23 protein-coding genes, 1 pseudogene, 1 riboswitch and 1 other annotated feature are annotated in these 26,972 nt (G+C 53.9%); of the genes and pseudogenes, 6 read left to right on the top strand and 18 right to left on the bottom strand.

Features of this window, described 5'->3' with window-relative positions; genetic code table 11:
- Positions 1-16 precede the first annotated feature (16 nt).
- From pulA to pepV, 5 genes are all read right to left on the bottom strand, one after another.
- Entirely contained in the window at positions 17-2,182 is a 2,166-nt protein-coding gene (pulA, locus tag DI14_RS12925) for a type I pullulanase (RefSeq protein ID WP_034809212.1), read from the bottom strand.
- Positions 2,183-2,203: 21 nt separating this feature from the next.
- Positions 2,204-3,043, bottom strand: a complete 840-nt coding sequence (locus DI14_RS12920) for an NERD domain-containing protein (protein WP_034809211.1) — start codon at positions 3,041-3,043, stop codon at positions 2,204-2,206.
- Positions 3,013-3,588, bottom strand: coding sequence for an RNA 2',3'-cyclic phosphodiesterase (gene thpR, locus DI14_RS12915; RefSeq protein WP_034809497.1), 576 nt, complete (start codon positions 3,586-3,588; stop codon positions 3,013-3,015). Before thpR ends, DI14_RS12920 begins: the two co-directional genes overlap by 31 nt.
- 5 nt (positions 3,589-3,593) lie before the next feature.
- The gene (locus tag DI14_RS12910) at positions 3,594-4,745 is read right to left on the bottom strand and encodes an MFS transporter (RefSeq protein WP_200871123.1); all 1,152 of its coding nucleotides are present in this window, start codon (positions 4,743-4,745) and stop codon (positions 3,594-3,596) included.
- Between the two features lie 61 nt (positions 4,746-4,806).
- A complete protein-coding gene (pepV, locus tag DI14_RS12905) occupies positions 4,807-6,192 on the bottom strand; it encodes a dipeptidase PepV (RefSeq protein WP_034809206.1) in 1,386 nt (461 codons plus the stop codon).
- A 306-nt stretch (positions 6,193-6,498) separates the two neighbouring features.
- On the opposite strand from pepV, the gene DI14_RS12900 reads away from it, so the two are divergent.
- Positions 6,499-6,720, top strand: coding sequence for a DeoR family transcriptional regulator (locus tag DI14_RS12900; protein WP_034809203.1), 222 nt, complete (start codon positions 6,499-6,501; stop codon positions 6,718-6,720).
- 84 nt (positions 6,721-6,804) lie between these two features.
- Here DI14_RS12900 and DI14_RS12895 read toward each other — a convergent pair whose 3' ends face one another.
- A complete protein-coding gene (locus DI14_RS12895; RefSeq protein ID WP_034809201.1) occupies positions 6,805-7,515 on the bottom strand; it encodes a pseudouridine synthase in 711 nt (236 codons plus the stop codon).
- Positions 7,515-9,212 carry a polysaccharide biosynthesis protein gene (locus tag DI14_RS12890; RefSeq protein WP_034809199.1) on the bottom strand — a complete coding sequence of 566 codons (1,698 nt, stop codon included), beginning with the start codon at positions 9,210-9,212 and terminating at the stop codon, positions 7,515-7,517. Before DI14_RS12890 ends, DI14_RS12895 begins: the two co-directional genes overlap by 1 nt.
- 140 nt (positions 9,213-9,352) lie before the next feature.
- Here DI14_RS12890 and DI14_RS12885 point away from each other — a divergent pair, with 140 nt between their 5' ends.
- A complete protein-coding gene (locus DI14_RS12885) occupies positions 9,353-10,624 on the top strand; it encodes an NAD(P)/FAD-dependent oxidoreductase (RefSeq protein ID WP_200871122.1) in 1,272 nt (423 codons plus the stop codon).
- 26 nt (positions 10,625-10,650) lie between these two features.
- Here DI14_RS12885 and DI14_RS12880 read toward each other — a convergent pair whose 3' ends face one another.
- The 5 genes from DI14_RS12880 to DI14_RS12860 all read right to left on the bottom strand — a co-directional run bounded on the left by DI14_RS12880 (position 10,651) and on the right by DI14_RS12860 (position 17,160).
- On the bottom strand, positions 10,651-11,178 hold the full coding sequence (locus DI14_RS12880) for a hypothetical protein (RefSeq protein ID WP_369792722.1): 528 nt from the start codon (positions 11,176-11,178) through the stop codon (positions 10,651-10,653).
- Positions 11,175-12,260 (bottom strand): hypothetical protein, encoded by a 1,086-nt coding sequence (locus tag DI14_RS12875; protein WP_034809194.1) that lies wholly within the window; start codon positions 12,258-12,260, stop codon positions 11,175-11,177. The genes DI14_RS12880 and DI14_RS12875 overlap by 4 nt, the downstream gene beginning before the upstream one ends.
- 118 nt (positions 12,261-12,378) lie before the next feature.
- Positions 12,379-14,781: a leucine--tRNA ligase gene (gene leuS, locus DI14_RS12870; protein WP_034809191.1), complete on the bottom strand. Its 2,403-nt coding sequence runs from the start codon at positions 14,779-14,781 to the stop codon at positions 12,379-12,381.
- Positions 14,782-14,822: 41 nt separating this feature from the next.
- Positions 14,823-15,039: a binding site (T-box leader), on the bottom strand.
- A 57-nt stretch (positions 15,040-15,096) separates the two neighbouring features.
- A complete protein-coding gene (locus DI14_RS12865) occupies positions 15,097-15,852 on the bottom strand; it encodes a bacteriorhodopsin-like (protein ID WP_034809188.1) in 756 nt (251 codons plus the stop codon).
- 117 nt (positions 15,853-15,969) lie between these two features.
- Positions 15,970-17,160, bottom strand: a complete 1,191-nt coding sequence (locus tag DI14_RS12860; protein WP_235193472.1) for an MFS transporter — start codon at positions 17,158-17,160, stop codon at positions 15,970-15,972.
- 170 nt (positions 17,161-17,330) lie between these two features.
- Between DI14_RS12860 and DI14_RS12855 the strand changes: the two genes are divergently transcribed.
- Positions 17,331-18,314 carry a TIGR01212 family radical SAM protein gene (locus DI14_RS12855; protein WP_051622726.1) on the top strand — a complete coding sequence of 328 codons (984 nt, stop codon included), beginning with the start codon at positions 17,331-17,333 and terminating at the stop codon, positions 18,312-18,314.
- Positions 18,268-18,837: a class I SAM-dependent methyltransferase gene (locus DI14_RS12850; protein ID WP_034809186.1), complete on the top strand. Its 570-nt coding sequence runs from the start codon at positions 18,268-18,270 to the stop codon at positions 18,835-18,837. Before DI14_RS12855 ends, DI14_RS12850 begins: the two co-directional genes overlap by 47 nt.
- A gap of 25 nt (positions 18,838-18,862) precedes the next feature.
- Here the strand turns inward: DI14_RS12850 and DI14_RS12845 are convergent, their stop codons facing one another.
- Positions 18,863-19,579: an alpha/beta hydrolase gene (locus DI14_RS12845; protein WP_034809184.1), complete on the bottom strand. Its 717-nt coding sequence runs from the start codon at positions 19,577-19,579 to the stop codon at positions 18,863-18,865.
- Positions 19,580-19,666: 87 nt separating this feature from the next.
- Positions 19,667-20,134 carry a GNAT family N-acetyltransferase gene (locus DI14_RS12840; protein WP_034809183.1) on the bottom strand — a complete coding sequence of 156 codons (468 nt, stop codon included), beginning with the start codon at positions 20,132-20,134 and terminating at the stop codon, positions 19,667-19,669.
- A gap of 164 nt (positions 20,135-20,298) precedes the next feature.
- Between DI14_RS12840 and DI14_RS12835 the strand changes: the two genes are divergently transcribed.
- Entirely contained in the window at positions 20,299-20,796 is a 498-nt protein-coding gene (locus DI14_RS12835; RefSeq protein WP_034809182.1) for a hypothetical protein, read from the top strand.
- 39 nt (positions 20,797-20,835) lie between these two features.
- Here DI14_RS12835 and metK read toward each other — a convergent pair whose 3' ends face one another.
- The gene (gene metK, locus DI14_RS12830) at positions 20,836-22,044 is read right to left on the bottom strand and encodes a methionine adenosyltransferase (protein ID WP_034809180.1); all 1,209 of its coding nucleotides are present in this window, start codon (positions 22,042-22,044) and stop codon (positions 20,836-20,838) included.
- Positions 22,045-22,175: 131 nt separating this feature from the next.
- Positions 22,176-22,292, bottom strand: a riboswitch (SAM riboswitch).
- Positions 22,293-22,609: 317 nt separating this feature from the next.
- On the opposite strand from metK, the gene pckA reads away from it, so the two are divergent.
- The gene (gene pckA, locus DI14_RS12825; RefSeq protein ID WP_034809179.1) at positions 22,610-24,181 is read left to right on the top strand and encodes a phosphoenolpyruvate carboxykinase (ATP); all 1,572 of its coding nucleotides are present in this window, start codon (positions 22,610-22,612) and stop codon (positions 24,179-24,181) included.
- A 30-nt stretch (positions 24,182-24,211) separates the two neighbouring features.
- On the opposite strand, the gene DI14_RS12820 is transcribed toward pckA, so the two are convergent.
- The 3 genes and pseudogenes from DI14_RS12820 to DI14_RS12810 form a co-directional block, all read right to left on the bottom strand.
- Positions 24,212-24,820, bottom strand: a complete 609-nt coding sequence (locus DI14_RS12820; protein WP_235193470.1) for a S9 family peptidase — start codon at positions 24,818-24,820, stop codon at positions 24,212-24,214.
- A gap of 158 nt (positions 24,821-24,978) precedes the next feature.
- Positions 24,979-25,425 (bottom strand): annotated as a pseudogene (gene ytkD, locus DI14_RS12815) (RNA deprotection pyrophosphohydrolase); the annotation flags it as partial.
- A gap of 98 nt (positions 25,426-25,523) precedes the next feature.
- Positions 25,524-26,876 (bottom strand): glucose-6-phosphate isomerase, encoded by a 1,353-nt coding sequence (locus tag DI14_RS12810; protein WP_034809177.1) that lies wholly within the window; start codon positions 26,874-26,876, stop codon positions 25,524-25,526.
- Positions 26,877-26,972 lie beyond the last annotated feature (96 nt).

Genomic DNA, 26,972 nt, shown 5'->3' with positions numbered 1-26,972 from the left:
AGATACAATCACCATATTAACACGCGATAATCGTCATTGACAACGACTCGACTCGAATCTCGGCTGGATTCCGGTCAATCGGCGTAAAGCTCGCCGTCTCGCCCTGGACGAACACGTTCCAATCCCCTTCCGCATGGAACGTCACGTCTTCAAACGTCCCGTTCAAATAAACGCGGACACGTTGCCACGCATCATACGAATGGCTCGCCGTCACCTCATAGGCGATGACGCCAGGGGGAGACGGTAAAAACTTGAACTGCTCGATGACTTTTTGTCGTGTGTCATACCGGAAGCACGTATGGCGACGCCGCAGCTTGAGCAACGTTTTCACATATTCGACTTCGCAAGCACGCTCGTCGCGGAGGTCCCAGTCGAGGTGGTTGATTCGGTCTGGTGCGTTATAACTATTCTCGACCCCATGCTTCGTCCGGCCGAACTCCTGTCCGGCGTGCAAGAAGGGCACGCCTTGGGAGGTGAGGACGATGGCCGTGGCAAATCGTTGCATCCGTAGCCGTGTCGCCTCGTCGATGTCCTCGCATGCGAGCTTCAACTTGTCATACGTCGTGTGGTTGTCGTGCGCCTCGACATAATTGATCGTATATTGCGGGCTCGGGAAGCGGCCGACCGTCACGTTCGGAATTTGAACGGCACCGGTCAAACATTCTCTCAGTTCCCACTCTCGCCACTCATTACCGGAGACGAACCCACGCTCGCGGTCGTTGAACGTCGAGCCTTTGAGCGCATCCCGCATCATGTCGTTGAAGTGACCGATGCGCGGCATATGGGCCGCGTTATGCGACGTCGCTTTCATCGACGGACTGAGCGGTGTCGCCAAGTCCCACCCTTCCCCATAAATCAGGATGGAGCGATCGATTTTGTCGAGCGCGATGCGCACTTGATTCATCGTCTCTACGTCATGGATCCCCATCAAGTCGAACCGGAATCCATCCACGTGATATGCCGACGCGAAATAGGTCACACAGTCGACGATCATGCGCCGCATCATGTAGCGCTCGGACGCGGTATCGTTCCCGACCCCGGTGCCGTTCGCCACAGTCCCGTCATGTTCGTAGCGGAAGAAATAATACGGGACGAGCGCCTCGAGGGCGGATTGCTCCCGAACGTAAACGTGATTCATGACGACGTCGACAACGACCCGGAGGCCGGCGCGGTGCAAGTCGGTGACGAGCTCGGCGTACTCGGTCACGCGGGACAACGGCGCCCTCGGTTCGCTCGCGTAACTGCCTTCAATCGCGAACCAATGAATCGGGTCATATCCCCAATTGTACGGCATGCGGGTCGCCTCATCGACACTTCCAAAATCATGGACCGGAAGCAGTTGGACGTGGGTCACGCCGAGCTGTTTGATATAGTCGAGCCCGGCACTATGTCCGGCTTGTGTCGTGAGTCCCGTCTCTGCCACGCTTCCGTACAACCCTTTCATGCGGCTCGTCGATGACGGATGGCTCGTGAAATCACGGATGTGTAACTCGTAAATGACGGCATCTGTCGCTTTTCGAAGCGGCGGCCGCTCCACTCGTTCGACGCTTGAGGCGAGATGGGACTCGACATCGACCAGTACGCCAAACTCGCCGTTGAGACTGACGGCTTTCGCGTAAGGGTCGACGACATCGTTCGTCTCGACCGGCGTCTTCACGTGCAGCCGATAGAGGAGCCCTTCATATAATCGCGGAATGTCGGCATGCCAGACGCCGCGACTTTGTCGCGTCATCCGAAACCGTTCGATTTCACGGGAGGTCGTCTCATCGTGCACCGTCACCCATATCGAGAAGGCGACCGGTGACCAAATGAACGCTTCAATCGTGGTGGCACCGAAGACGAGACCGAGGGGGCCGTCATACGCATAACGCCGCTCGAACTCTTTGGTCTGGACGATCTCTCTTGGGACTGCGACGATCGTTTTATGGCCCGGGTGGAAGACGGTATAGACGGTCTCGAGCGAGACGGGCCCGCTCAATCTCACGTCCCGTTCCATCGTCCCCGTCTCGGTCCAACGTTCGTCGACAATCGTATAGTCGACAGGGCGCCCATTTTGTTCGATCTGCACTGGAATGGCTTCATATTCTGGGACGACCTCGAGCCGAATCAATTCGAACGATAATAAAGACGCTCGCTCGATTGTCGCATGTGTCGTCGTCTGTTGGTCAGGTGTGTGATGCATACGCGTTCCATCCTCTCCTACCTACTGATCCATAAATTGTCGAAACGGCATCTGAGCTGTCTGGTCTAGAAGTGTCGCCACATCTCGAATTTGTTGGGCTTTCACGATCGGGGCACGCCCGTTCACTTGTTTGAGCCACTGGTCATAGTCCGACCGTGAGATGAACTGGGTCGTGCTTGATGTAGGTACATGATCGAAATAGCCGTTCGGGGCCACCGTCACTTTCTGTAAGACCCCGTCATAGGACGGAAGAAACAGACGGACAATCTCCTCAGTTCGCGTCAAAGCGATGAGCGGATTGACTACACGGGTATTTTCCCCTTTGAGCGGCTGATGAATCCATGTCTTCTCTTTTGATATGTGATAGATGCTCCGGTCCCCTTCGAGCCATTCGACGATATAGAGATGGGACGGACCGATGATGAGATGACTCAACTCCACCGTCGCCCCGTTCCAACGGACGACCGGACGGAACATGAAGAAATGGTGTTCATTCCATTCCGTCAACATGTTCCGGTAGCCGAAGTCACGTAAAAATGCGAGCAACGGGGCGTCCGCCTCGGTCGCACCCTCGCACGCGAACTGCAACTTTTGCATCTTCTTTCGCGACGCCAACAGCGCCTGAAACTGTGAATCGGTCAACGGGGTCGGCTCGAGTTCGATGCGTTCGGTTCTGCGCCAAAATTTCCACCACGGGTTGTCGAACTCGACGACTTCGGGCGGATTCAAACGATTGAGCTCGTGCAAGCGTCGCATGCGGGCCGTATCGGACTCCACATATTCTTGGTAACGGTTATATTGGTCCAAGACGTTTCGTTCATACTTCGACGTCACGTCAAAAATTTTAATCGGGATCGCCATGTGTCCTCCTCTGAGCGTGTTAACGGGAATACGTCCACCGCTTCATAAGCAGGGGTGTGACTCGGGTTGATTCGATACAAGACGGCCGCGTCAATCGTTTCGGTAACATGGAACGTCGGTGCCATGTGCGGCACGACATGGCCACTGTCCCATTTTTTTGCGAGTGTGACGTGCGGGACGAACGTTTTTCGGTCGAGCCCCGGTACTTCATCGTGCAATCGTCCCCGCAACGTGCTCACGAACGCGGTGAGTGCAGGCGACGCTTCTGGAATGATCGTCAAGACGCGCGGACGATCCGGTCGACCGAAGAAATCAATCTGTTCGAACGTCAACGTGAACGGTCTCGTCTCATTCGCCACTTGTTTCGTGATTTCTCTCACGGCCTCGACTTGATCGTCATCGAGCGCCCCAAGAAACTGAAGCGTCAAATGGAACTCGTCCGGTCGATAGACACGGCGGTAGGAATAATAAGGGAGTACTTCCCGTTGAATGCGTGCGAACTCGTCTGCTTCTATCGGCAAGGCGATAAAATAATGTGTCGTCATCGGAATCATCCTTTCTCACGGAACCGTCTCATGCCTAAAAACAAAGCCGCTCCAAGAAGACTGACTGCGGTGTACATCCAAAATACACCAATGATGCTGTCGACTTCAATGATGATTCCGCTCAATTGGTTGAAGGCAGCCGTCGCCAAACCTGACGTGAGTGCCATATAGACGCCAATCGCCGTCGAGGTCACGTTCAGACTGACGAGGCTCCTTACGAACTGAAGCGCTACCGGGATGAGCAAGCCGACGACGAGCCCTTGGACGATTGCCAAGATCCAGACGACGAGAAGTGGCGGCTCGAGGGCGAGCCAGCCGTTTCGGATGGCCGAGATGAAGGCGGCGCCCGCGAGCACGTTCACCGTGCCGAGTTTTGCGACGATTTGATACGCGACTTTCATGAATGGGATCTCACAGAGCACGGCGACTAAAAATAATGTCCCGACGAGCGTCGTCGACCCACCGATACTCGTCACGTAAATGCCGAAGTAATAGTTGTTCGCATAAATCGGACCGAAGACGAGCATCCCTCCGATTAAAAAAGCGACGAACGGGACGTTCCACACGGCCGACCAGGCGAATGGCGCGACGGTCGTCGTCCGGGCCAACCCCGGTTCGTCGATTCGCCGCAAGATGATACTCCCAAGGACGAGGACGATCGCACTGAGGAGGAACGTGCTCGAAAGCCCCCATGGTGTGTCGGCGATTCGGCCCATCATGAACACAGCGATGGCGAACCCGGCGGAGCCATAGAGTCGAATCGCACCGTAATCGATTTTAGCGCGGGCCGTATAGTCGAGCGTCATCATGTCAACGAGTGGGATGTGGGCACATTGGAAAATCGACCAGGCGACCATCAACAGAACGATCCACAAGTAAGCTGTCGCGAACAAAAACGTGATCGAGATGGCGGCAGCGCCAATCATCGCGAGGACGAGCCAAGCTCGGACGCGACCGGTCCGATCGGCGAGCATTCCCCATAGCGGCTGCACCCCGATGGAGAGAATCGGCAGAATCGCGACGATCGTCCCGACCTCACTCGGAGACAAATCAAATCTGGATTGAGAGAAAAATAACGTCATGTATGGAATTAACGCACCTTGGGCGAAAAAGATGGCGACATAAATCGATTGGTATAACCGTTTTTGCTGATTCACAATAAACTTCCTTTCGAATAGGCAGAGAGCTGACCGATTCAGTCAGCTCTCCGAGTGTTTTTCATTTAGCGAGCTCATAGATGGCTTCCGCATAAATCGCAGCCGCCCGTAACAAATCTTCAATTTCCATGTATTCATCGACTTGATGGGCCACATCTTTTGCACCAGGGAACAGCGCGCCGAACGCGACACCGGCCTCGAGCGAACGGGCGTAAGTCCCCCCGCCAATCGCCATCAAGTTGGCCGACTCGCCCGTTTGCCGTTCATATACAGCTTGAAGCGTCTTGACGAGTGGATGATCCTCCGCGACGTGATGCGGTGGCATATGGTGACGTGTTGACAGTTCGAAGCCGAACGACAAGGCGATTTCTTTCAAGTTTTGCAACCGTTCCGTGAATTTCGCCGTGTACGGATAACGGATGTTGAGCGTCGCTGTGCGCTCATCCTCGTTATAACGGAACACGCCGCCGTTGACGGTCAAGTCGCCCGTCTCGTCACTCGCTTCGATTCCGAGGGAGATGCCCCGCGAATCGGCGAAGACGTGGCGGATGAATTCGATGTAACGCTCTCCTTGAATATCAAGCGGAAGTGGCAACAAGAATCCAGCGAGGACGTAGGCCGCGTTCACGCCGTTATCCGGCTCCATCGCATGGGCCGCAACACCTCGCATCGTGAACGTATATTCTCCTTTGTCATAGACGCAAGTCCCGTCCGCCTCGTATTTCTCGAGGTAGGCTTCGAACTTCTCTTCGAGCACCTCGTCCGTCTTCAAGACGGCCGTCGCGTAATCCGGGACCATGTTCGGACGTTCTCCGCTCACGAACGAAATCAATTGATGTTTTGCTCCCGGTACTCGTTGAATCGGAACTTGTTTCAAAATCCCGTCGTACAACCCTTTTTCAGCGTTAATGATCGGGAAATCGGCATCCGGTGCGAATCCGTACGTCGGCATCTCTTCATGCTTGAAATACTCGCGCACGCAGCGCCATTCACTCTCTTCGTCACACCCGGCGATGAGCCGAACCCGTTTCGAAAGCGGCAAGCCGAGCTCTTTCACAATCTTTAACCCGTAATAGGCGGCAAGTGTCGGCCCTTTATCGTCGTTGCTCCCGCGCGCGAAAATTTTCCCGTCCGCGACCGTCGGGTTGAACGCCCCATACGTCCAACCTTCCCCGGCCGGCACAACGTCCAAGTGGCAAAGAATGCCGACGAGTTCGTCCCCTTCCCCGTATTCGAGGTGTCCGGCGTATCCGCCGACGTCTTTCGTCGTGAACCCGTCCCGCTGACCGAGCTCGAGCATGTAGTCGAGGGCCTGGCGCACGTCCGGTCCGAACGGCTCATTCGGTCCTGCTTTTGATTCGTCGAGCACGCTCGGGATGCGAAGCAATCCGTGTAAGTCGTCTAGAAATGCCTCTTTTCGTGTATCGACTTCTTGTCTCCAGTTCATGTCAATCTCCCCTTTGCGAATGTTGTCTCCTCTATTAGTATATCCAAATGTTAGAAAGACGAACATTCATTTCGAAAAGTTTTTTTCGTTCGTCTTTTAGCTTGATTTTACCTGTTTTACAAATTATTCATTCGATTTTTACGTTCGTAACATCAACTTTACATTTGAAACGTTCGTGCTTTTCACTTGCAATTCTATCCGAGAGCGGTATACTAAAGGTGTAATTTTAGAAAATAACAATTTCATATTTCATTTTGTCGTTCGTCGGTTATGTCTTTACCATTCTACGCATTGGGAGGTCATCCAATGAAAGGTTCAACAGATCGTATGCTAACCCGCATCAAGTCCATTTATTTGTTCATAAACGAAAGGGAATGCGTCACCACTTCAGAACTAGTAGAAGAGTTCGGAATCACATCGCGCACTGTCCAGCGTGATTTGAACGTGCTTGAGTACAATAATCTTGTTGAGAGTCCGAGCCGCGGAACGTGGACCGCATCGAAACGGTCGCTGAAGACGGCAAACTGAATAAAAATTACGTGGAAGTCTCAAGTTGAGGCTTCTTTTTTTGCGCAAGAAAACCGATGGACAACTCGTCCATCGGTCGCTTCATCACGCCAACAAGGCGTCATATTCTTCTTGCGTCAACTCCCGGTAAGCACCCCGCTCGAGCGTCGGGTCTAGTTCGAGCGTCCCGATTTGAATCCGTTCGAGCCGTTCGACGTGTTTCCCGACGGCCGCGACCATCCGTTTGACCTGATGATACTTGCCTTCAGACAACGTCAGGCGAATCATCGAGCGACGACCGTTCCGGCTAATCACTTCAAGACGGGCCGGTTTCGTCGTGTATCCGTCCTCGAGCTCGACGCCTTCGGCGAACCGGCGCACATCGTCGACGGTCATCTCGCCATCGATTTCAGCGACATACACTTTATCGACGTGCTTTCGCGGGGACATGAGCGCATGATTGAACGCCCCGTCATTCGTCAACAACAGTAGCCCGGTCGTGTCCTTGTCGAGCCGTCCGACCGGAAACAGTTCGTAATGTGCGTAGGACGGATCAATCAATTCGAGAACCGTCGTCTCGACTTGATCCTCGGTCGCGCTGACGACGCCCTCCGGTTTGTTCATCATCAGGTAGACGAACGGTTTATAGTCGACCGCTTCACCGAACACGGTCACAACCTCTGTCTCTGGTTTCACATGCCGCTTCGCATCTTTCACCGGTTGACCATCCACTTGAACGGCGCCTTGTTTCAATAACAGCTTGACGTCTTTTCGGGATCCATACCCCATATTGGCCAATAATTTATCAATCCGCATTATGCTTTCCTCCGATACTCGAATCGTTTCCCTAACAACTTACCGGCCAAATGACTTCTCCAACCGAGATAGCCGTAGACGATGAGGCCGAGACCGAAGCCGACGAACGTCGCGAGAATGTCATTCCCCCAGCTCGGTTCTTGATTCAACGTAACGAACAACGACCCATAGACGACGATAAACATGACAGCCCCCATCGCGAACATGAGCATCGTTCGGCGGAGCAACTGTTTATACGGGAACTGGAGCGCCCGTTGAATCTTCCAAACCATGAGGACGATGGCGACGATATAGCCGGCAATCGTCGCATAACCGGCCCCGATGCCGCCGAGCAAATAGACGAACGGGACGTTCAAGACGACTTTAGCGAGGAGTCCCATCGCCGTGGCAAAGATGGTGAAATATTGCCGATTGATCCCTTGTAGAATCGCGGCCGCTACCGAATAGTACGCCAAGAAGAACGCACTCGGCGCGTAGTGAAGTAAGTACATCCACCCTTCCCGGTCACGCGGGAACAACGTCCCGAACAACGGTTCAGCCAATGCGACGAGACCGATGACGGCTGGAATCGTCACGAAGAACGACACTTGGAAGATGTGATTCACTTGGTTGCGCACTTTCGTCATGTCTCCGTGCGTGAACGAACGCGTGACGAGCGGGATGGTCGCCATCGACACACTCGCCGCAATCGACACGGGAATCAAGACGATTTTATGGGCGTTCCCAGTCAAGAATCCGAACGCCGAAGTCGCCTCGGACACCGTCTTCCCTGAATTGAGGAGCGTGTTCACCATCGTCAACTGGTCGACGAACTGATAGAGCGGTGTCGACAATCCGACCATGACGATTGGAATCGAATAGCTGAGCAGCTCGAGCAAGAGCGACTTCATCGACCGGACCGGCGTTCCTTCCGGATTTTCCGTATTCGTGTGGATCAGCTTTCGTTTCCGCCAGTAAATGGCCAACACGACGATACTACCGATCGCTCCGATGAACGCGCTGAACGTCGCGATCGTGACGGCGAGCACTTTTAATCCGTTCAACTCTGTCGTCTCGACCGCACCGGTTCCGCCGAGCGTATCGGCGAGCGGTCGAATCAATTCCGAATCCGCTAAGACGAACAAGACGAGCATCGTCCCGCTGAGCAGGAACAAGATGCGGACGATCTGTTCGATGACTTGTGAGATCGCCGTCGGTGCCATGTCTTGATGACCTTGGAAATAACCGCGGACCATGCTCATCGCCGGGATGAGGAGGAGTGCGAAGCTGACGCTGCGCGTGACGAGCGTGAGCGAGTCGACATATTGCTGATTGTTGTCGGAGTTACGGACCATCAGCTCCGAGAGCCAAGGTGCCGCAAAAAATAAGATGAGAAATGCGACGACGCCGGTAGCGAGCATAAGTTTCATCCCTTGTCGGAACAAGCGTTGACTCGTCCCGTATTCGCCAAGCGCGTTATACTTGGCGATGAACTTCGAGACGGCGACCGGAATGCCCGCCGTTGAGATGGCGATCATGAGTGCGTAATACGTATACGCCGCCTGATAGAGCGTGACACCGGCAATCCCGACCATCGCTTGGAACGGGAACGTATATAACAACCCGAGCATCCGAGAAATCAAGTTCCCGGCGGATAGAAGGAGCGTCCCTCTGACGAACGACTCTCTTCCTGAATCTTGTTTGACGCTTGATGACATGCGTTACCTCCATCTATTCGGTTCATCATGAAATGACTTCGTTTTACAAAACAACTGTTTCTCATTATACTCTTACTGTTGCGGATAATAAAGTTACGATAATTTTACCGATCGATTTGATAGAAACGAGGTATACCATCATGAAAGACGTCATCATCATCGGAGGCGGGCCGAGCGGTCTCATGGCCACTTATGCCGCGGCGAAAGCCGGCGCGCGCACGCTCCTCATCGACAAAGGCTCAAAACTCGGGCGCAAGCTCGCGATCTCTGGCGGCGGCCGTTGTAACGTGACGAATCGGAAACCGGTCGACGAACTTGTCCAGTTTATCCCCGGGAACGGTCGTTTCCTTTACAGCGCCCTCGCCCAGTTCGACAATCAATCCATCATTGATTTGTTCACCGGATTCGGCATCCCGTTGAAAGAAGAAGACAACGGTCGGATGTTCCCGGTGACCGACAAGGCACAAGACGTCGTCAATACGTTGCTCCGTGCCATCGACGACCTCGGCGTCGAGATTCGAAAGAACGCCAAAGTAAAGACGCTCCATTTTAATGAAGAAAACGAGTTCACAGCCGTCGAACTCGAAGACGGGGAACGTATCGAGGCGAACGCATGCGTGATTGCCGTCGGCGGACAGTCGGTCCCGCATACCGGATCGACTGGCGACGGCTACCCTTGGGCCGAGAAGGCCGGTCACACGATCACCGAACTGTTCCCGACCGAGGTGCCCATCAAATTGAACGACGCCTTCATCGGGACGAAGGAACTGCAAGGCCTCTCGCTACGAGACGTCGCCCTCACCGTCCACGGTAAAAAAGGGAAGCCGATCAAGACGCATCGCGGGGACATGATTTTCACGCACTTCGGTATCTCCGGACCGATTGCCCTTCGTTGCAGCCAGTATACGATTAAAGAGCGTAAGCGTAGTAAAGAACGTGTCGTGACGTTGTCGCTCGACTTGTTCCCGGACATGGCGCGCGACGAACTGTATCAAGAACTACTCAAACAAGTTCAGTCGCAACCGAAACGAGCCGTCAAAAACGTCTGGAAAGGTTTCATCCCGGAACGGATGCTCGACTTGTTGCTCGCGGCACTCGCGTTCGGCGAAGAAGACGCGAGCCAGTTGAAGAAGCAATCGGTCCTCGATTTCGCGACTCAGCTGAAGGCGTTCGAGCTTCACGCCATCGGCACGCTCGACTTCGACAAGGCGTTCGTCACCGGCGGCGGTGTCTCCGTCAAGGAGATCGCCCCGCAGACGATGATGTCGAAAAAGGCACCTGGCCTATTCTTCGCCGGCGAAGTGCTCGATATCCATGGTTATACGGGCGGCTATAACATCACGGCGGCATTCACGACCGGGCATTGCGCCGGTTCGCATGCAGCCGAGTTCGCTTCTGTTGAAGCAAAATAAGAGTAGGTGGTCGCGACCACCTACTCTTATTTTTTTGCCATCTGTCGGAGCACTTCAGCCTCGAGCTCTGGCTCAGGCGGCATCCACCCTTCTGGCTTCATGATTTTATTGTCCGATTCGCGCAAAATCGGTTTGCCGTCCGGTCCGAGTTTCGCCATATTCGCCCGTTGTACGATTTCAAACAACGGCACCGGATCAAGCCCGAGCTCGACGAAGCTGCCCATGACGAAATAAAGCGCGTCCGTGAGCGCGTCGCCTTGTCCGACGAGACGTTCGACATCCGATTCGGGCAACGGCATCGATAACGACTTCTCTACCGCTTGGTCAAGCCCTTGTTTGAAGGTTGCGACGGCCTCTAAAAATTCCGCTTCATTACGAGACGATTGATGTAAAAACTCGACGACCGCTTCTTCGGCCGTCCAGACCGAGCGTTTGACGGCACGGTCAAGGACGAGCGGTTCCGGTGTCTTCGCTTCCGGGTGTCCGAACGTCTCATGGAACTGGCGGACCTCTTCAAAAAAATAGCGTTTACTCATAGTACCCTCTCCTATCAGTCGACCGAGACGAAAGCGTCAAGGTCGAACACGTCTGGTCGTACGATTGCAAAAATCTCATTGTCTTGCAGGAACATCCCGGTCGATCCGTATACCCGTGGCGTCACCATCTGGCCGTTCATCGTTCCTTCATTCGGGTTGATGGTGTATAAGACGAGCTCTTCGGAGTCAAGGACGTAAATCCGGCCTTGTCGTTCGACGAGCCCGACGCCGCGGAACTTCTCGAATTTTTGTTGAATCGAGGCGCTCATGTCGGTCGTCGTGAGCGCTTTGCGCGATTCAATCGCCCACTCGCTGAGCGGTTCCGGATCAGGTTCGGCCTCTGTCTGCAGCGCTTCATCTTCAGGGGCGACCGCATCGACATCAATCGTCTCTTCTCCCGTTGCTTCGTCGTCAGTGCTTGACTCGCCCTCTGGCTCGTTCTGTTGCCCCACCTCGTCCCGTTCCTCCGTCTCGACTTCCGTGATGCGCTCTTCGATGTAGAGGAGCTCGACGTCGGTCGTTCCGGATTCTCGGTTCATGATGATTAAGCGTTCGGTCGTCTGGTCAAAGCCGAGACCGAACAAGCGGTCGTTCGGTCGGATGCCGGCAATCGCTTTTCGTTCTTGCTCGACCCAGCGGCCGCCTTCCCGTTCAATCGTCACGAGGACGCCCTTGTCCGTGACCGCAAAGATTTTCGTCTCGGTAATCATCCGCATGCCGATGAACTCGCTCAGCTTCAACGTTTGTCCTTCGTTTTCAAGTTGGAGCGAAGCGATGACACGGTTGGCGTTCCCGCTCACTTCGAAGAACTCACGATTGTCCGTCAAGACGAGGTAAGCACCAATCGTGTCGCTATAGTACACTTCGTCAATCTTTTGAATCTGTTCGAGCGCATCGGTCGTATCGATGTCCTCATCGTCGGGCGAGGCCTCGACCGGCGGGAGCGGTGTCGCTTGATGGCTCGTCTGAATCTCGATTTTATCAAACGTCGCGCCGATTTGTCGTTGAATCTCCTCGTCGGAAAAGACGAGCACGTAACAGAGAATCATCCCGACCAACACGGCGAACGAGGTCGTATATAGTACGTAAGAACGTTTCATGGACGGTTTGTCCCCTTTTTTTGCAGTATCGCCCTTTAGTGTAACAAACCCTCTCGAAAAAGAAAACGGCGTCAGGAAAAAGAAAAGAACATGTGACAATGTCACACGTTCTCTTCGGTCATCCTACGACGATATTGACGAGTTTACCAGGTACGACAATCACTTTGCGGACCGTCTTTCCATCCGTGAACTCTTGAACGCGTTCGTTCGCGAGCGCATCAGCCTCGAGTACTTCTTTCGAAGCGTCACGGGCCACGTGCATCTTCGCACGAAGCTTCCCGTTCACTTGGATGACGACTTCAATCGTGTCGCTGACGAGTTTTGACTCATCGAACGTCGGCCAGGCCGCGTACGTCAAGTCTTCCGTCATGCCGAGACGCTCCCACAACTCTTCGGCCAAGTGTGGCGCGACCGGAGCGAGCATCTTGATGAAGTTGACCATCTCTTGTTTTGGAAGCGTGTCTTGTTTGTACGCCTCGTTGATGAACACCATGAGTTGCGAGATGGCCGTGTTGAAACGGAGCGCCTCATAGTCTTCGGTCACTTTTTTCACCGTCTGATGATACGTCCGCTCGAAGTCGGCCGTCGGCGCGCCGTCTGTGAGCTCCGTTTGGTCGAACAAGCGCCAGACGCGGTCGAGGAAGCGACGAGCGCCGTCAAGTCCATTCGTCGACCAGGCGATGGCCGCGTCGAGCGGTCCCATGAACATCTCATAAAGACGGAGCGTGTCGGCACCGTGCGATTTGATGATGTCGTCCGGGTTGACGACGTTGCCTTTTGACTTCGACATCTTCTCGTTGTTCTCACCGAGGATCATCCCTTGGTTATAGAGCTTTTGGAACGGCTCGTTCGTCGGAACGATGCCGATGTCGTAGAGCACTTTATGCCAGAAACGTGCATAGAGCAAGTGAAGGACCGCATGCTCCGTACCACCGATATACAAGTCGACCGGGAGCCAGCGCTTCAACTTCTCTGGGTCGGCGATCATGTCCTCGTTATGCGGATCGATGAAGCGAATGTAGTACCAGCAGCTGCCGGCCCACTGTGGCATCGTGTTCGTCTCGCGACGCCCCTTCTCTCCTGTCACCGGGTCCGTGTATGTCAACCACTCGTCCGCGTTCGCAAGCGGTGATTCGCCCGTACCCGACGGTTTGATTTCATCGATGATTGGGAGTTCGAGCGGAAGCTCTTCGACCGCTACCGTCTTGAGTGTGCCATCTTCCATATGAATGATTGGAATCGGCTCGCCCCAATAGCGTTGGCGACTGAACAACCAATCTCGGAGACGATACGTCGTCTTGGCGCGGCCAGTGCCGGCGAATTCGAGTTCTTCGATGATTTTGGCAATCGCATCGGCTTTGTTGAGCCCGTCAAGCGAGCCTGAGTTGACGTGAACGCCGTCTTCGACGTAAGCCGCCTCCTCCAAGTTGCCGCCTGTGACGACTTCGCGGATTGGGAGGTCGAACGTCTTCGCGAACTCATAGTCGCGGTCATCATGTCCAGGTACGGCCATGACCGCGCCCGTGCCGTATGTCGACAACACATAGTCGGCAATCCAAATCGGAAGTTTCTCGCCATTGACCGGGTTAATCGCGTAAGCGCCGGTGAATACACCCGTCTTCTCTTTGGCGAGGTCGGTCCGCTCGAGGTCTGTCTTTTTCGAGACTTCTTCGACGTACGCTTCGATGGCGACGACTTGTTCAGATGTCGCGATCGCTTTCACGAATGGGTGTTCCGGTGCGAGCGTGACGTATGTCGCGCCGTAAAGTGTGTCCGGACGTGTCGTGAACACCGTCACGACTTTATCGTGACCGTCGACTTTGAAATCGACTTCGGCCCCGACCGACTTGCCAATCCAGTTGCGTTGCATCTCTTTGACGCTGTCTGGCCAGTCAAGCCCCTCTAAATCGTCGAGCAAGCGCTCGGCGTATTCCGTGATGCGAAGCACCCACTGTTTCATCGGCACACGATAGACCGGATGGTTTCCGCGCTCCGATAACCCGTCGATGACTTCTTCGTTGGCAAGCACAGTCCCGAGGGCCGGGCACCAGTTGACGGCGACTTCGTCGACGTAGGCGAGTCCGCGGTCGTGGAGCTGTGTGAAGATCCATTGCGTCCATTTATAGTATTTCGGGTCCGTCGTGCTGATTTCACGGTCCCAATCGTATGAGAAACCGAGTTCTTTTAACTGGCGTCGGAACGTGCCGATGTTGCGCTCTGTGAACTCGCGCGGGTCGTTCCCTGTGTCTAACGCATACTGCTCGGCCGGAAGACCGAACGCGTCCCATCCCATCGGATGGAGCACGTTGAAGCCTTGCATCCGTTTCATGCGGGCGATGATGTCCGTCGCCGTGTAACCTTCCGGGTGACCGACGTGAAGTCCGGCTCCTGACGGATATGGGAACATGTCAAGGACGTAGAAACACTCCTTGTCCGGATCTTCTGTCGTCCGGAACGCATCCTTCTCTTCCCAACGCTTTTGCCATTTCGGCTCGATGTCTTGATGTTTAAAATAGTCCAAAATTCATCCTCCTCTGCATAATAAAAAGCCTTCCGCCCCGGTAATGGGACGAAAGGCTTAAAAGCTCTCCGCGGTACCACCCATGTTGCATTTCTGCCACTTGAGACGCCGATAACGTGGCGTAACTCCGGTTCACCCTACTCTCGTTCAGGCAAACTGCTCCAAGGCGAGTTCTCGACGTCCATATACCGGTTCGCACCAACCACCGGCTCTCTACGATACAGACAAGACGATACTATTCCTTTTCATCGCGATAGTTTATCTACCCTTTCATTCTATCCCAAGATAAAAAACCGCGTCAATGTGAACTTTTCGTTACGTCTTAATTTGTTTCATCGTCGAGATGGTTTTGACCGCAAAGAACGCGATGAGCCCAAACCCGACTTTGTTCACTAAATCCGCCACGTTGTAAATCAGCTCCCGTACGAGCTGGACCTCAACGCCGCTCGCAAACAGCGTCACCGCATAGCCGATCGGATATATCGCCCACCCGACTAAAATGAAGAGACGCATGTTGAGGAGCGCTTTCCGAATCGGTGCCGGAGACGACTCCGCCGCTTTCGTGACGTTCGTGAATAACAAATAGATGATATAGAGCCAAGCGAAACAACCGACTAAATAACCCCATAGCCCAAGCTGCGTGAAGCCACCGTTCAAGTTGATTGACGATTCCCCGAGATAACCGGCCACGATCATGATGACGTCGGCCACGATCAGTTTCGTCAGTAACCCCGTCTTCATCTTCCCTTTCAAACTCAACAGCAAGGGGAACTTCACAAGCAAGAGCGGCGTCGTGACGAGCCAGTCGATATAGCGAATCTCCGTCGGGAATCCTGTGATTTCCGATAGCAGACCCGAATCGCCGACCGCATCTTTCATAAAGTAATAATGAATCGCTGCGACGAACGTGACGAGCGCTGCAACCGTCGCGACGGAACGATATTCAGGGTCTAAGCTGTTTCGTTCCACCAAAAAGTACAGCGTTGCCGCAGCCATGCCGACAAAGCCGACCCAAAACATATACTGTGTCGCCAATACAAGTAAGTTCACTTCTTCACTCACATTGTCCATCTCCTTCACATGAGACAAGACGAAAGACGACCCGGCGTTACGATGTGAAAGGATCCTTTACTTCATTTTAATGCAGAACTCAATGGTGCAACGTATATGAAGATGCAGCGAATATGCTCATTCTTCCGATGTTTGTCGATTCAGTGAACCCGTTTTAACGAAGAAGAAGAGACCGATTGCACTGAGAAGAATCATGAGTCCGAAGACCGCATTGATACCGAACACGTCATATAATAGCCCGGACATCGTCGGGCCAATCATGCGCCCGACCGACGCCGCGATATTGACAAGTCCTTGATATTGACCGGCTTTCCCTGCCGGTGCGAGTTTGGCGGCAATCGTCGGGACCGCCGGCCAGATGAACATCTCGCCAATCGTCATGACAATCATCGCGACCATGAACATCGCGAAACCGCCGGCGAACGGCACAACGAGGAAGGCCGCCAGGAAGATGACCCCGCCGATGATCAGTTGTCGCTTCAAATCATCTTCAAATTGACGAAGCATCCGGTTAAGGAGCGGTTGGGCGAACACGATCATCGCCCCGTTCACCGTCCAGAGTAGCGAGTATTCGCTAATCGTCACGCCGAGCCCTTGCGAGTGGACGGCGATCGTCCCTTGCCACTGGACGTAGACGAACCAGAGGGCGGCGTAACCGATGGCGACGTACCACATCGACTTCATCGTCGCACCAGACAACGTCGTCGCGGCCGCCTCAAGCTGAGACTGAATGACCGGACGGGTCGTTTCTTTCAAGTAACGGAAGCCGAACAAAAGCACGACGACGAACAAGACCGACAAAAAGAAGTTCGCATAAAAGATCCATTCGATGTTGATGCGCGCCACTTGTCCGCTCATCGCCGTACCGAGCGCGACACCGACGTTTTGGGCGACATATATCGCATTGAACGAACGGCGCCCCCCTTCCGGCCAAATCAAGCCGGCGAAAGCATATACCGTCGGGAAGACGAGACCGCCCGAGAAGCCGATGAGCCCGAGCCAGACCAAGTATCCGAAGAACGTCGCATGGAACAACAGAAATCCGAGCGAACTGGCAAGGAGCAGTGATACCGCGATCACGAGCGTCGTCTTGCCACCGAGTCGGTCGAACAACGTCCCGCCGATATAGTTCCCGACGATGGCGAGGGCGGAGTTGACGAGGAGGGCGATACCGGCGAGCGTCATCGATTCTCCTAAATATCCATTAATATATAACGTGTTGAACGGCCATAAAAAAGACGCCGCCGTCGTATTGAGCGCCATCGCGATGACCAAAATCCATATTGAGATCGGCATTTTCTTGTTCACGCCAACTCCTCCTTTCCCATCGCCTAAACGATAAAAATTCGGCACGACGGCCGAATCCAAAATTAGTCCTTCTCCAAGCTAACGGAACGCTCCATAACTGTCAAGAAAAAGTACTCATTCTGAAGTTTTGCATCAAACAGTATGTGATAACATGAGCAAAGAAGGAGAGGATGAAGATGATTAACCCATTTGGTGAAGCCAGATACAATAGGTTGAACGAAGCGTATCGCCGGGAGTATGGCGGAAAGGTGTTCAAAGTCCCGCTCGACGGTGGGTTCACTTGTCCGAACCGGGACGGCCTCGTCTCAAAAGGAGGATGTACGTTCTGTTCCGATGATGGGAGCGGCGACTTTGCCGGGAATGCGTGTGACCCAATTTCGGTCCAGTTCGCTGAAGGGAAGGCCCGGTTGCACCGTAAATGGAAAGAAGCACGGTATATCGCCTATTTCCAAGCGTTCAGTAATACGTACGCCCCGGTCACACGTCTACGTGAACTGTTCGAGTCAGCGCTCGAAGAAGAAGGTGTCGTCGGACTATCGATTGCGACACGGCCCGACTGCCTCCCGGACGAAGTCGTCGCCTACCTCGCCGAACTGAACGAGCGGACGTCGCTTTGGGTCGAACTCGGTCTGCAGACAATCCACGACAAGACCGGCAAAAAGATCAACCGCGGCCACGATTATGCGACGTTCTGTGACGGACTGGCGAAACTTCGCCGCCACAATATCCGGGTGTGCGTCCATATCATCAACGGACTACCGGGCGAGACGCCACAGATGATGCTCGACACGGCGCGAGAAGTTGCTAAAATGGACATACAAGGAATCAAGATCCATTTGCTCCACGTCTTGAAACGGACGCCGCTCGCAAGGCAATATGAATTAGGGCTCCTCGATTTGATGGATGAGACGACGTACGTCTCGCTCGTCTGCGACCAGCTCGAACTGTTACCGGAAGACGTGATCGTCCACCGGTTGACGGGTGACGGTCCGCCCGACTTATTGATTGGGCCGATGTGGAGCCGGCAGAAGATGGCCGTCTTGAACGCCATTCATGCCGAATTGGAACGCCGTGATTCCTTCCAAGGAAAAAAGAAGGATGAGAGATATGGGATTAATGAGAGTGTTGCCGTTCGCGAAACATCTGTTACGTGAACATGTGGTCCCCGGCACGGTCGCCATCGATATGACGGCCGGTAACGGGCACGATACATTATTTTTAGCCGAGCTCGTCGGTGACGGGCACGTCTATGCGTTCGACGTCCAAGAAGAAGCGGTCGTGGCGACACGACAGCGACTCGAGGAAGCCGGCATGGCCGAACGGGTCAGCGTCATCCACGACAGCCACCACACCGTCCAAACCATCGTCGCTGACGAGACCCGTCCGATCACCGCGGCCGTGTTCAACCTCGGATACTTACCGGGTAGCGACAAGACGGTCACGACGACAGGCGAGACGACGATTGACGCGCTGCGCCAGTTACAGGACGTCATGGCGATCGGCGGTGTCATCGTCGTCGTCATCTACCATGGGCACGACAGCGGTAAAATCGAACGGGACGAGGTGCTCGCTTACGTCGAGTCGCTCGACCAAAAACAAGCCGGTGTCCTGCGATACGGCTTCATCAATCAAGTGAATCATCCCCCGTTCATCATCGCAATCGAAAAACGGGCATGATAAAGGCGACTCGGACGAGTCGCCTTTATTCTTGAATCAATTCGTAAAACGTCAACAGCGTCTCGGCGAACTTCGTGTTCAGTCGTTCATAGCCGAAGTGTGGGAAACCTTCGAGACGACGGATGTAAACTTGGTCGCCTCCGATTTTTCGGCAGACGTTCAGCGTCAGCTTCACATCGGCGAAACGGTCGTCCGGCGCGTAAAAACAGGCGAGCGGTAAACGCGGCAAATGTTTTTTCTCTTCTTGATGCTCGACGATCTCTTCTTCAATCTCCCGGTACTGGGCGTACGTGATCTCGCCGAACCGGGATGACTCTTCGCCGCCCCCGGTGAACGTCATCATGCCGAGCGGCAAGTCGGGGCGGAAGCGATCGACGGCGGAAGCGACGACTTGTTTCAATCCGCCGATTTGACGGGACGAATGCCAGTCAAAGAGCGGGGAGATGTACGTCAAACTGCCGAGCGGGACATCATACTCCTGTAACAGTCGGTTCGTCAACAGCGCACCAAGGCTGAAGGCGACGACGTGAATCGGCAATTTGTACTGTCCGGCTTCACGGAGCGTGTTCTTAATAAGCAGTTTATGGTCTTCAGCCGTCAAGCCGAGCGTCGGCCCGGCAACGACGAGCACTTCGTAGTCCGTCCGCAACCGATCGAGGAACGCCTCGCTGACACGAGACGTGAACTGGAGCGGGTATACAATCACGATGACCCCTTTTCGTGATGGTTCTTCGTATGTCATGCTGTCACCTCATTATTAGTATGTCTGTTTTATTCTAACAAAAACATCAGCCGAGACTGATGTTTCAATCAAAATCCGTCTGGAGTCTTAGCGTGGGTCGTATCGCAAGTGAACGAGCTCCATCGGCTCATCGTACACTTCTTCTTGAATCCGGTTCAATTCGACGAACGATTGATGGTTCAAGAAAGCGAGCGCCTGCTCGTTCGAACTCTCAACGTACAGTTCGACCGGTTGGCGTTTTCGTCCTGCAAGGTGTGTCAACAGCTCTGCCCCTAACCCTTGACGGTGATGAGCCGGATGGAGGTAAAGACGAAGCACTTCCCACGTATCGCCCCGGTCAATCGCATGATAAAACCCGATGACGTCGCCGTCCGTCTCACCGACGATGAACAACTGTTCTTTCGCTTCTTCACTCGAACTGATGGCGCGCACGATTTCCTCGAGCTGATACGCCCGTTCCATCACGCGCGCACGCGCGTTGTCCGCGTCGGTCGTCGCGAGCGCGATTTCTCGAATTAGAGCGGCATCTTCCGGCACGGCTTCCCTCATCTTCATGACAGCTCCCCCTTTTGGCCAATCTAGTACTATCATTCCCCATCCCGCCAAAAATATCCTGCCCCTTCATTACTTTTTCATGACGAAATGAGCGAACGGGTTATGTTCCAATTTGACACGGGTATAAAGGTACCAATGCCAACTTACAGAAAAGGAGTGTTTTTATGCAACCACCATTACAACACGACCCGCATGCTACACAAGCGAACAACCCGAACCGTCAATTCGACCATGAGTCGTCGAACGGTCCAAAAATCAACGTCGTCACCGGCATGTTGCTCGGCGCCCTCGTCGGCGGGCTCCTCGCCCTCCTCAGCTCATCAAACCGAGAGAACACGAAACAGTCATTCTCGAGTGCGAAAGCTTCTGTCGGCGGATTCGTCGAGACGGTGAAAGAAGATCCGGCCGGTAAGGCCTCACAAGTCATCGATCAAGTGAAGGCGGCCTCAGGCATCATCCAAGAAGTCGCGACAGACGTCCAAAACGTCTACGAAAAAGTGGCTGGCGAAGCCGACACGGTCAAACAAGACGTCAATAAAGTCGTCGAGACGGCCCAAGAGGCGAAATCGGATTTACAATCGATCGGCGAGAAGGTCGTCGAGGCGAAAGATACCGCGTTAGGACAAGGACACGAGTCGACTGACCATAAGCCACAGGCATAACAAAAACGACCTTTCGCGTGAAAGGTCGTTTTTCTTTGATTACGCGAAGCGTTTCGCGCCTTCTTCAAGTACTGCTGCTTTGTCCGTTTGCTCCCATGGGAGTTCCACGTCCGTGCGACCGAAGTGGCCGTATGCTGCTGTCTGCTTGTAAATCGGGCGGCGAAGGTCGAGCATCTTGATGATGCCGGCCGGGCGGAGGTCGAAGTTCTCACGGATGAGTTCTACGAGCTCGGTCTCGCTCAATTTACCAGTGCCGAACGTATCGACCGCGATCGATACCGGGTGTGCGACACCGATTGCGTATGCAAGTTGAACTTCTGCTTTGTCCGCGAGGCCAGCTGCGACGATGTTCTTCGCCACGTAACGAGCCGCGTATGCTGCAGAGCGGTCAACTTTCGTAGGATCTTTACCAGAAAACGCGCCGCCACCGTGACGTGCGTATCCACCGTACGTGTCGACGATAATCTTACGTCCTGTGAGACCTGCGTCCCCTTGTGGTCCGCCGATGACGAAACGACCAGTTGGGTTGATGAAGTATTTTGTCTCTGCATCGATAAGTTCAGTCGGGATGACCGCGTCGATGACATGTGCTTTAAGATCTGCTTGAATTTGCTCGAGCGTGATGTCTTCAGCGTGTTGTGTCGAGATAACGATTGTGTCGATACGAACCGGGTTGTTCGCTTCGTCGTACTCGACCGTCACTTGCGTCTTCCCGTCCGGACGGAGGTAAGCAAGCGTGCCGTTTTTGCGGACTTCCGCCAAACGACGTGACAATTTGTGTGCGAGCGAGATTGGGAGCGGCATGAGTTCAGGCGTTTCCTTCGTCGCATAACCGAACATGAGACCTTGGTCCCCTGCGCCAATCGCATCGAGTTCTTCTTCAGTCATTTGACCTTCACGTGCCTCGAGCGCTTGGTCGACACCTTGCGCGATATCGACAGACTGCTCGTCGATTGAAGTCAAGACAGCACACGTCTCAGCGTCAAATCCGTATTTCGCGCGTGTATAACCGATCTCACGGACCGTTTCACGGACGACTTTCGGGATATCGACGTACGTCGATGTCGTGATTTCACCAGCTACGAGCACGAGACCTGTCGTGACAGACGTCTCAGCCGCAACGCGGGCGTTTGGATCTTCTGCTAAAATTGCGTCCAAAATCGAGTCTGAGATTTGGTCACAAATTTTATCCGGATGTCCTTCAGTGACGGACTCCGAAGTGAAAAGTCGACGGTTCAAGTTTGACATTTCAAAAAACCTCCTATAATAAGGGTGATGTGTGGACGGTACTCGTTCCCCTTACGCGTTGCTTTGGGACGGTAATGAAAAAAACCTTTCGCCACGTTCAAATGGGAAAGGTTGAATCGTTCTTCCTTACCCTCTTATCGTTCGAAGCTTACGCTTCGCTTCAGGATAGCACCTTTTCCGACAACATTACATTCGGACGGTTGCTGGGCTTCGTAGGGCCTTGTTCCCTCCACCGCTCAGAATAAGAGTATCCGTTACGAACACCATCATATAAATGACGTCCCGTTCTGTCAAGCGTATCGACCGAATTCGTAAAACTTTTCACGAACGGGCAAATAGTTATGTTTGTGAAATAACAAACATTTTTATGACGGTTTCCGATTTTGTTCTATGACCTGGTACAGAATATGTTAGAATGACAATGTAAGAAAGCGCTTACTTATTAAAGTGAAGAAACGCTTGTTTTTAATTAGTGTGTCACATATAATAAAAAAAGTCATACTAATTAACTGCGGAAGTATGCGGATTTCATCCACATCTATTTAGGGGAAAGGTGGGATTCGGGATGGCGACAACGCTCCTGAAAATCGAAGAATTAATTAATGGTGCCGAGGTAAAACGGAACTTGACGGTTCCAGAACTGGTGGAAGAAGCCATTCAAAACGGGGAAGGTGTACTGACGAAAGACGGGGCTTTATCGGTCAGTACAGGCAAATTCACAGGCCGGTCACCAAAAGACAAATTCGTCGTGCAAGATGAAGTCAGCAATCACTTAGTCGACTGGGGACCGGTCAACCAACCGATCGCCGAAGAGAAGTTCACAGCGTTGCTCGATAAGGTGCTCACCCATCTTGAGCAAAAACAAAAGCTCTACTATCTTGAAGCGTCAGCAGGTGCGGATGAGCATTACACGCTTCCGGTTCGCGCCATCACAGAATATGCATGGCACAGCTTGTTCGCGAAGCAACTGTTCCTTCGTGAATGGCCGACAAAAGGTGCGTTCGACCCGTTCACGGTCATCTATGCACCGAGCTATAAGGCAGATCCGGCTGTCGACGGCACGCACTCCGAGACGTTCATTCTCGTCTCATTCGCCAAACGTACGATTCTGATCGGGGGAACAGAGTACGGTGGTGAAATCAAGAAATCAATCTTCTCTGTCATGAACTTCCTGCTCCCGGAGCAACACGTCCTCTCGATGCACTGTTCGGCAAACGTCAACGACGCCAACGAGACCGCACTCTTCTTCGGGCTATCGGGAACCGGGAAGACGACGTTATCGGCCGACCCAGAACGTCACTTGATTGGTGATGATGAGCACGGCTGGTCTCCAGACGGCGTGTTTAACATTGAAGGTGGCTGCTATGCGAAGACGATCAACTTGTCGCGTGAGAACGAGCCGCAAATCTATGACGCGATCCGTTTCGGATCTTTAATCGAGAACGTCGTCTTGAATGATGACCGTTCACCCGATTACAAAAACATTTCCTTGACGGAAAACACGCGAGCCGCCTATCCGATCGATTTCATTGATAACGCCATGCTCCCATCACGCGCCGGACATCCGAACACGATCGTGTTCTTGACGGCTGACGCGTACGGTGTATTGCCGCCAATCAGCAAATTGACGAAAGAGCAGGCGATGTATCACTTCTTGTCTGGTTACACGTCGAAACTGGCTGGTACGGAGCGCGGTGTGACCGAGCCGCAAGCGACGTTCTCGACTTGCTTCGGGTCTCCGTTCTTGCCACTCGCACCAGAACGCTACGCTGATATGCTCGGCACGTTGATCGAGAAGCACGACGTCGACGTCTATCTCGTCAACACAGGCTGGACGGGCGGCGTGTACGGCGAAGGGTCGCGGATGAAGCTCGCTTATACGCGCGCGATGGTGAACGCGGCCGTCAACGGAGAACTCCGTGACGTCGAGACGATCCGCCACGACATCTTCAATGTCGACATCCCAGTCGACATCAAAGGTGTGCCACGCGACGTCCTCAACCCGCGTGACACATGGAAAGATTCAGCGAAGTACGACGCCGAGGCGCGCGCGCTCGCGATCAAGTTCCAAGATAACTTCAAACGGTTTACGAAAGCGAACGAGTCGGTCATCGCGGCCGGACCAATCGTCTTCTAAATTAAAGAAAGGGCAAGTGCACATGTGGCACTAGCCCTGTTTCGTTTGCTTCAGCATCCAATCCATCGCCCGCTCCGTCGTCTCCCACTTGTCCCAAAACGGCAATTGGTGCGCGAACGGGACGACCCAAAGCTCGGCCTGTGCGCCGAGCTTTTCGGCGACAGCCGTCGCATGGCGGAGCCGGACTTGCTCATCGTCCGTCCCATGAATCAACAGCGTCGGCGCGTCCCAGTCTTTATAGAGCGGCGACCGCTCAATATACGCCGCACTCGCCGTCTCCGGGTCCCCGCCCGTCATCCGTCGAAGCATTTTGCGCATCGTCTGTTGCTCCTCATACGTCCATTTCAAATTCGTCACACCGGCCCATGATGTGACGGAGACGAGCGGACGGACGGAAGCGAGCGATAGCGCCATCATCCCGCCCCGTGAGAAGCCGAGTGCATGAATCCGTGGATTCGTCTGCCGCACCCGGTCATAGAGCGACAAGACGTCCTCTAAATCGTCGCCCCCGAAATCTTCTTTGCCGGTCCCGCCGTGATTGCCCCGATACACCGGGGCGACGACGTGAAAGCCACGCGCCGCGAATTGCATCAAGCGTGGCAAGCGGACGTCCCCGATGCGGCCCGTCCCGCCTCTCAAGTAAAACAGAACATGGCCGTTCGGGCGTTTCGGCGTAATCGTATACGCGACGACGTCTTCCCCGTCACGCGTCTCGTACCACCCGCGATGAATGCGATAGCCCGCGTAGGGAGCGAGGGGCTCAATCCGGTCAAACCATGTTTTTTTGCATGCAGCACCTTCATCGTCTCAGGCAAGACGCGATCTTTCATCATGAAACTGTATTGATTGTTGCGGAGCAGGTTTTTCGGCAGTTCGTCAAGGAGTACGGCACCGTCTGTCTCCTCCACGGCCGGATGGTCCTCGAAACGGTCGATGACGGCAAAGTATATGTTCTTTATGACCGTGTCACCTCGCCCGAGCACCCTATATTGGCCGAGGTAATGGAGCGATTTGACGATGCCCCCCGTCTCTTCGAATACTTCGCGTATCGCCGCATCATCCTCGTGTTCGCCCGGTTCGACTTTGCCCCCGGGGAACTCGAGACCGCGCTGCTTATGTTTCGTCAACACCCATTTGTCCCCGTAACGGGCGACGACCCAGACGTGGAGCGGTGTATCTGAGAACGGATAATGGGTGAAGCTCAACTCGACTTGATTATGATAGTAGTCCGTGAATGTCAACATAGTCCATCCCTTTCTTTCCCGTGTCTACTCTCACTTTACCTTGTCTCACCCTAGTTTCAAACAAAAAAATCGGCCCACCGAAGTGGACCGACGTAAAATCATTGGTTCAAACGCTTTTCGAGCTCTGCCTTTTGTTCCTCGTAGCCAGGTTTTCCGAGAAGCGCGAACATGTTCGCTTTGTATGCTTCGACGCCCGGCTGGTTGAACGGGTTCACCCCGAGGATGTAGCCGCTCATCGCGCACGCCTTCTCGAAGAAGTAGAACAAGAAGCCGAGGTGGTAAGGCGTCATCTCCGGCAATTCGACGACGAGGTTCGGCACGTTGCCGTCCGTGTGGGCGAGAAGCGTTCCTTCTGCCGCTTTGTCGTTGACGAATTGAATCGTCTCACCGGCGAGGAAGTTCAAGCCGTCAAGGTCTTGTGCATCCTCTGGCACGTTCATCGCGTGGCGCACGTTCGTGACACGGATGACCGTCTCGAACAAATCGCGACGTCCTTCTTGGATGTATTGTCCCATCGAGTGAAGGTCTGTCGAGAAGTCGACCGCCGCCGGGAAAATCCCTTTGTTGTCTTTTCCTTCCGACTCGCCGTAAAGCTGCTTCCACCATTCCGAGACGTAATGGAGTGCCGGCTCGTAGTTGACGAGAAGCTCAATCGATTTCCCTTTCGCGTACATCGCGTTACGGACGACCGCGTATTGATACGCCTCGTTCTCTGAAAGTTCAGGTGAGCTATACGCTTCTTGCGCGTCACGTGCACCTTCCATCAACGCGTCGATGTCGATGCCGGCCGCAGCAATCGGCAAGAGGCCGACCGGTGTGAGGACCGAGAAACGTCCGCCGACGTCATCCGGGATGACGAACGTCTCATACCCTTCCGCATCCGCGAGCGTCTTCAAGGCACCGCGGGCACGGTCCGTCGTCGCGTAGATGCGCTCACGGGCACCGTCTTGTCCATACTTGTCTTCCATGAACTGTTTAAGGACACGGAACGCGATGGCCGGTTCTGTCGTCGTCCCCGATTTCGAGATGACGTTGACCGACACTTCTTTGTCTTTTAAGACGTGAAGCAATTCTGTCATGTAAGTTGACGAGATGTTATGTCCGGCGAAGAACACTTGTGGCGCTTGACGCTCTTCCTTCGACAAGACGTTGAAGAATGAGTGCTGGAGCATCTCGATGGCCGCACGTGCACCGAGATACGAGCCGCCGATCCCGACGACGACGAGGACGTCCGAGTTGTCACGGATACGCTCCGCTGCCGCTTTGATGCGGGCGAACTCATCTGTGTCGAAGTTCGTTGGAAGCTCGACCCATCCTAGAAAATCACTGCCTGCTCCGCTCCGGTCGTGGATGACCGAATGGAGTGCTTTCACCGTTTCTTGCATTTGATCGATTTCGTGTTCCCCGACGAAAGAGAGGGCGTTTGAATAATCGAAACGTACAGTTGACATGTCATTTCCTCCTTTAAATCGCTCATTTAAGAGCCATACATGACCCATCATAAACGGAAACGTTGGATTCGTTCAATCATTATTGCGAAATAGGCA

The organism is Exiguobacterium sp. AB2 (assembly GCF_000696055.1).
GTDB classification, from domain to species: domain Bacteria; phylum Bacillota; class Bacilli; order Exiguobacteriales; family Exiguobacteriaceae; genus Exiguobacterium; species Exiguobacterium alkaliphilum.
This window is presented reverse-complemented; position numbering and strand designations above follow the sequence as displayed.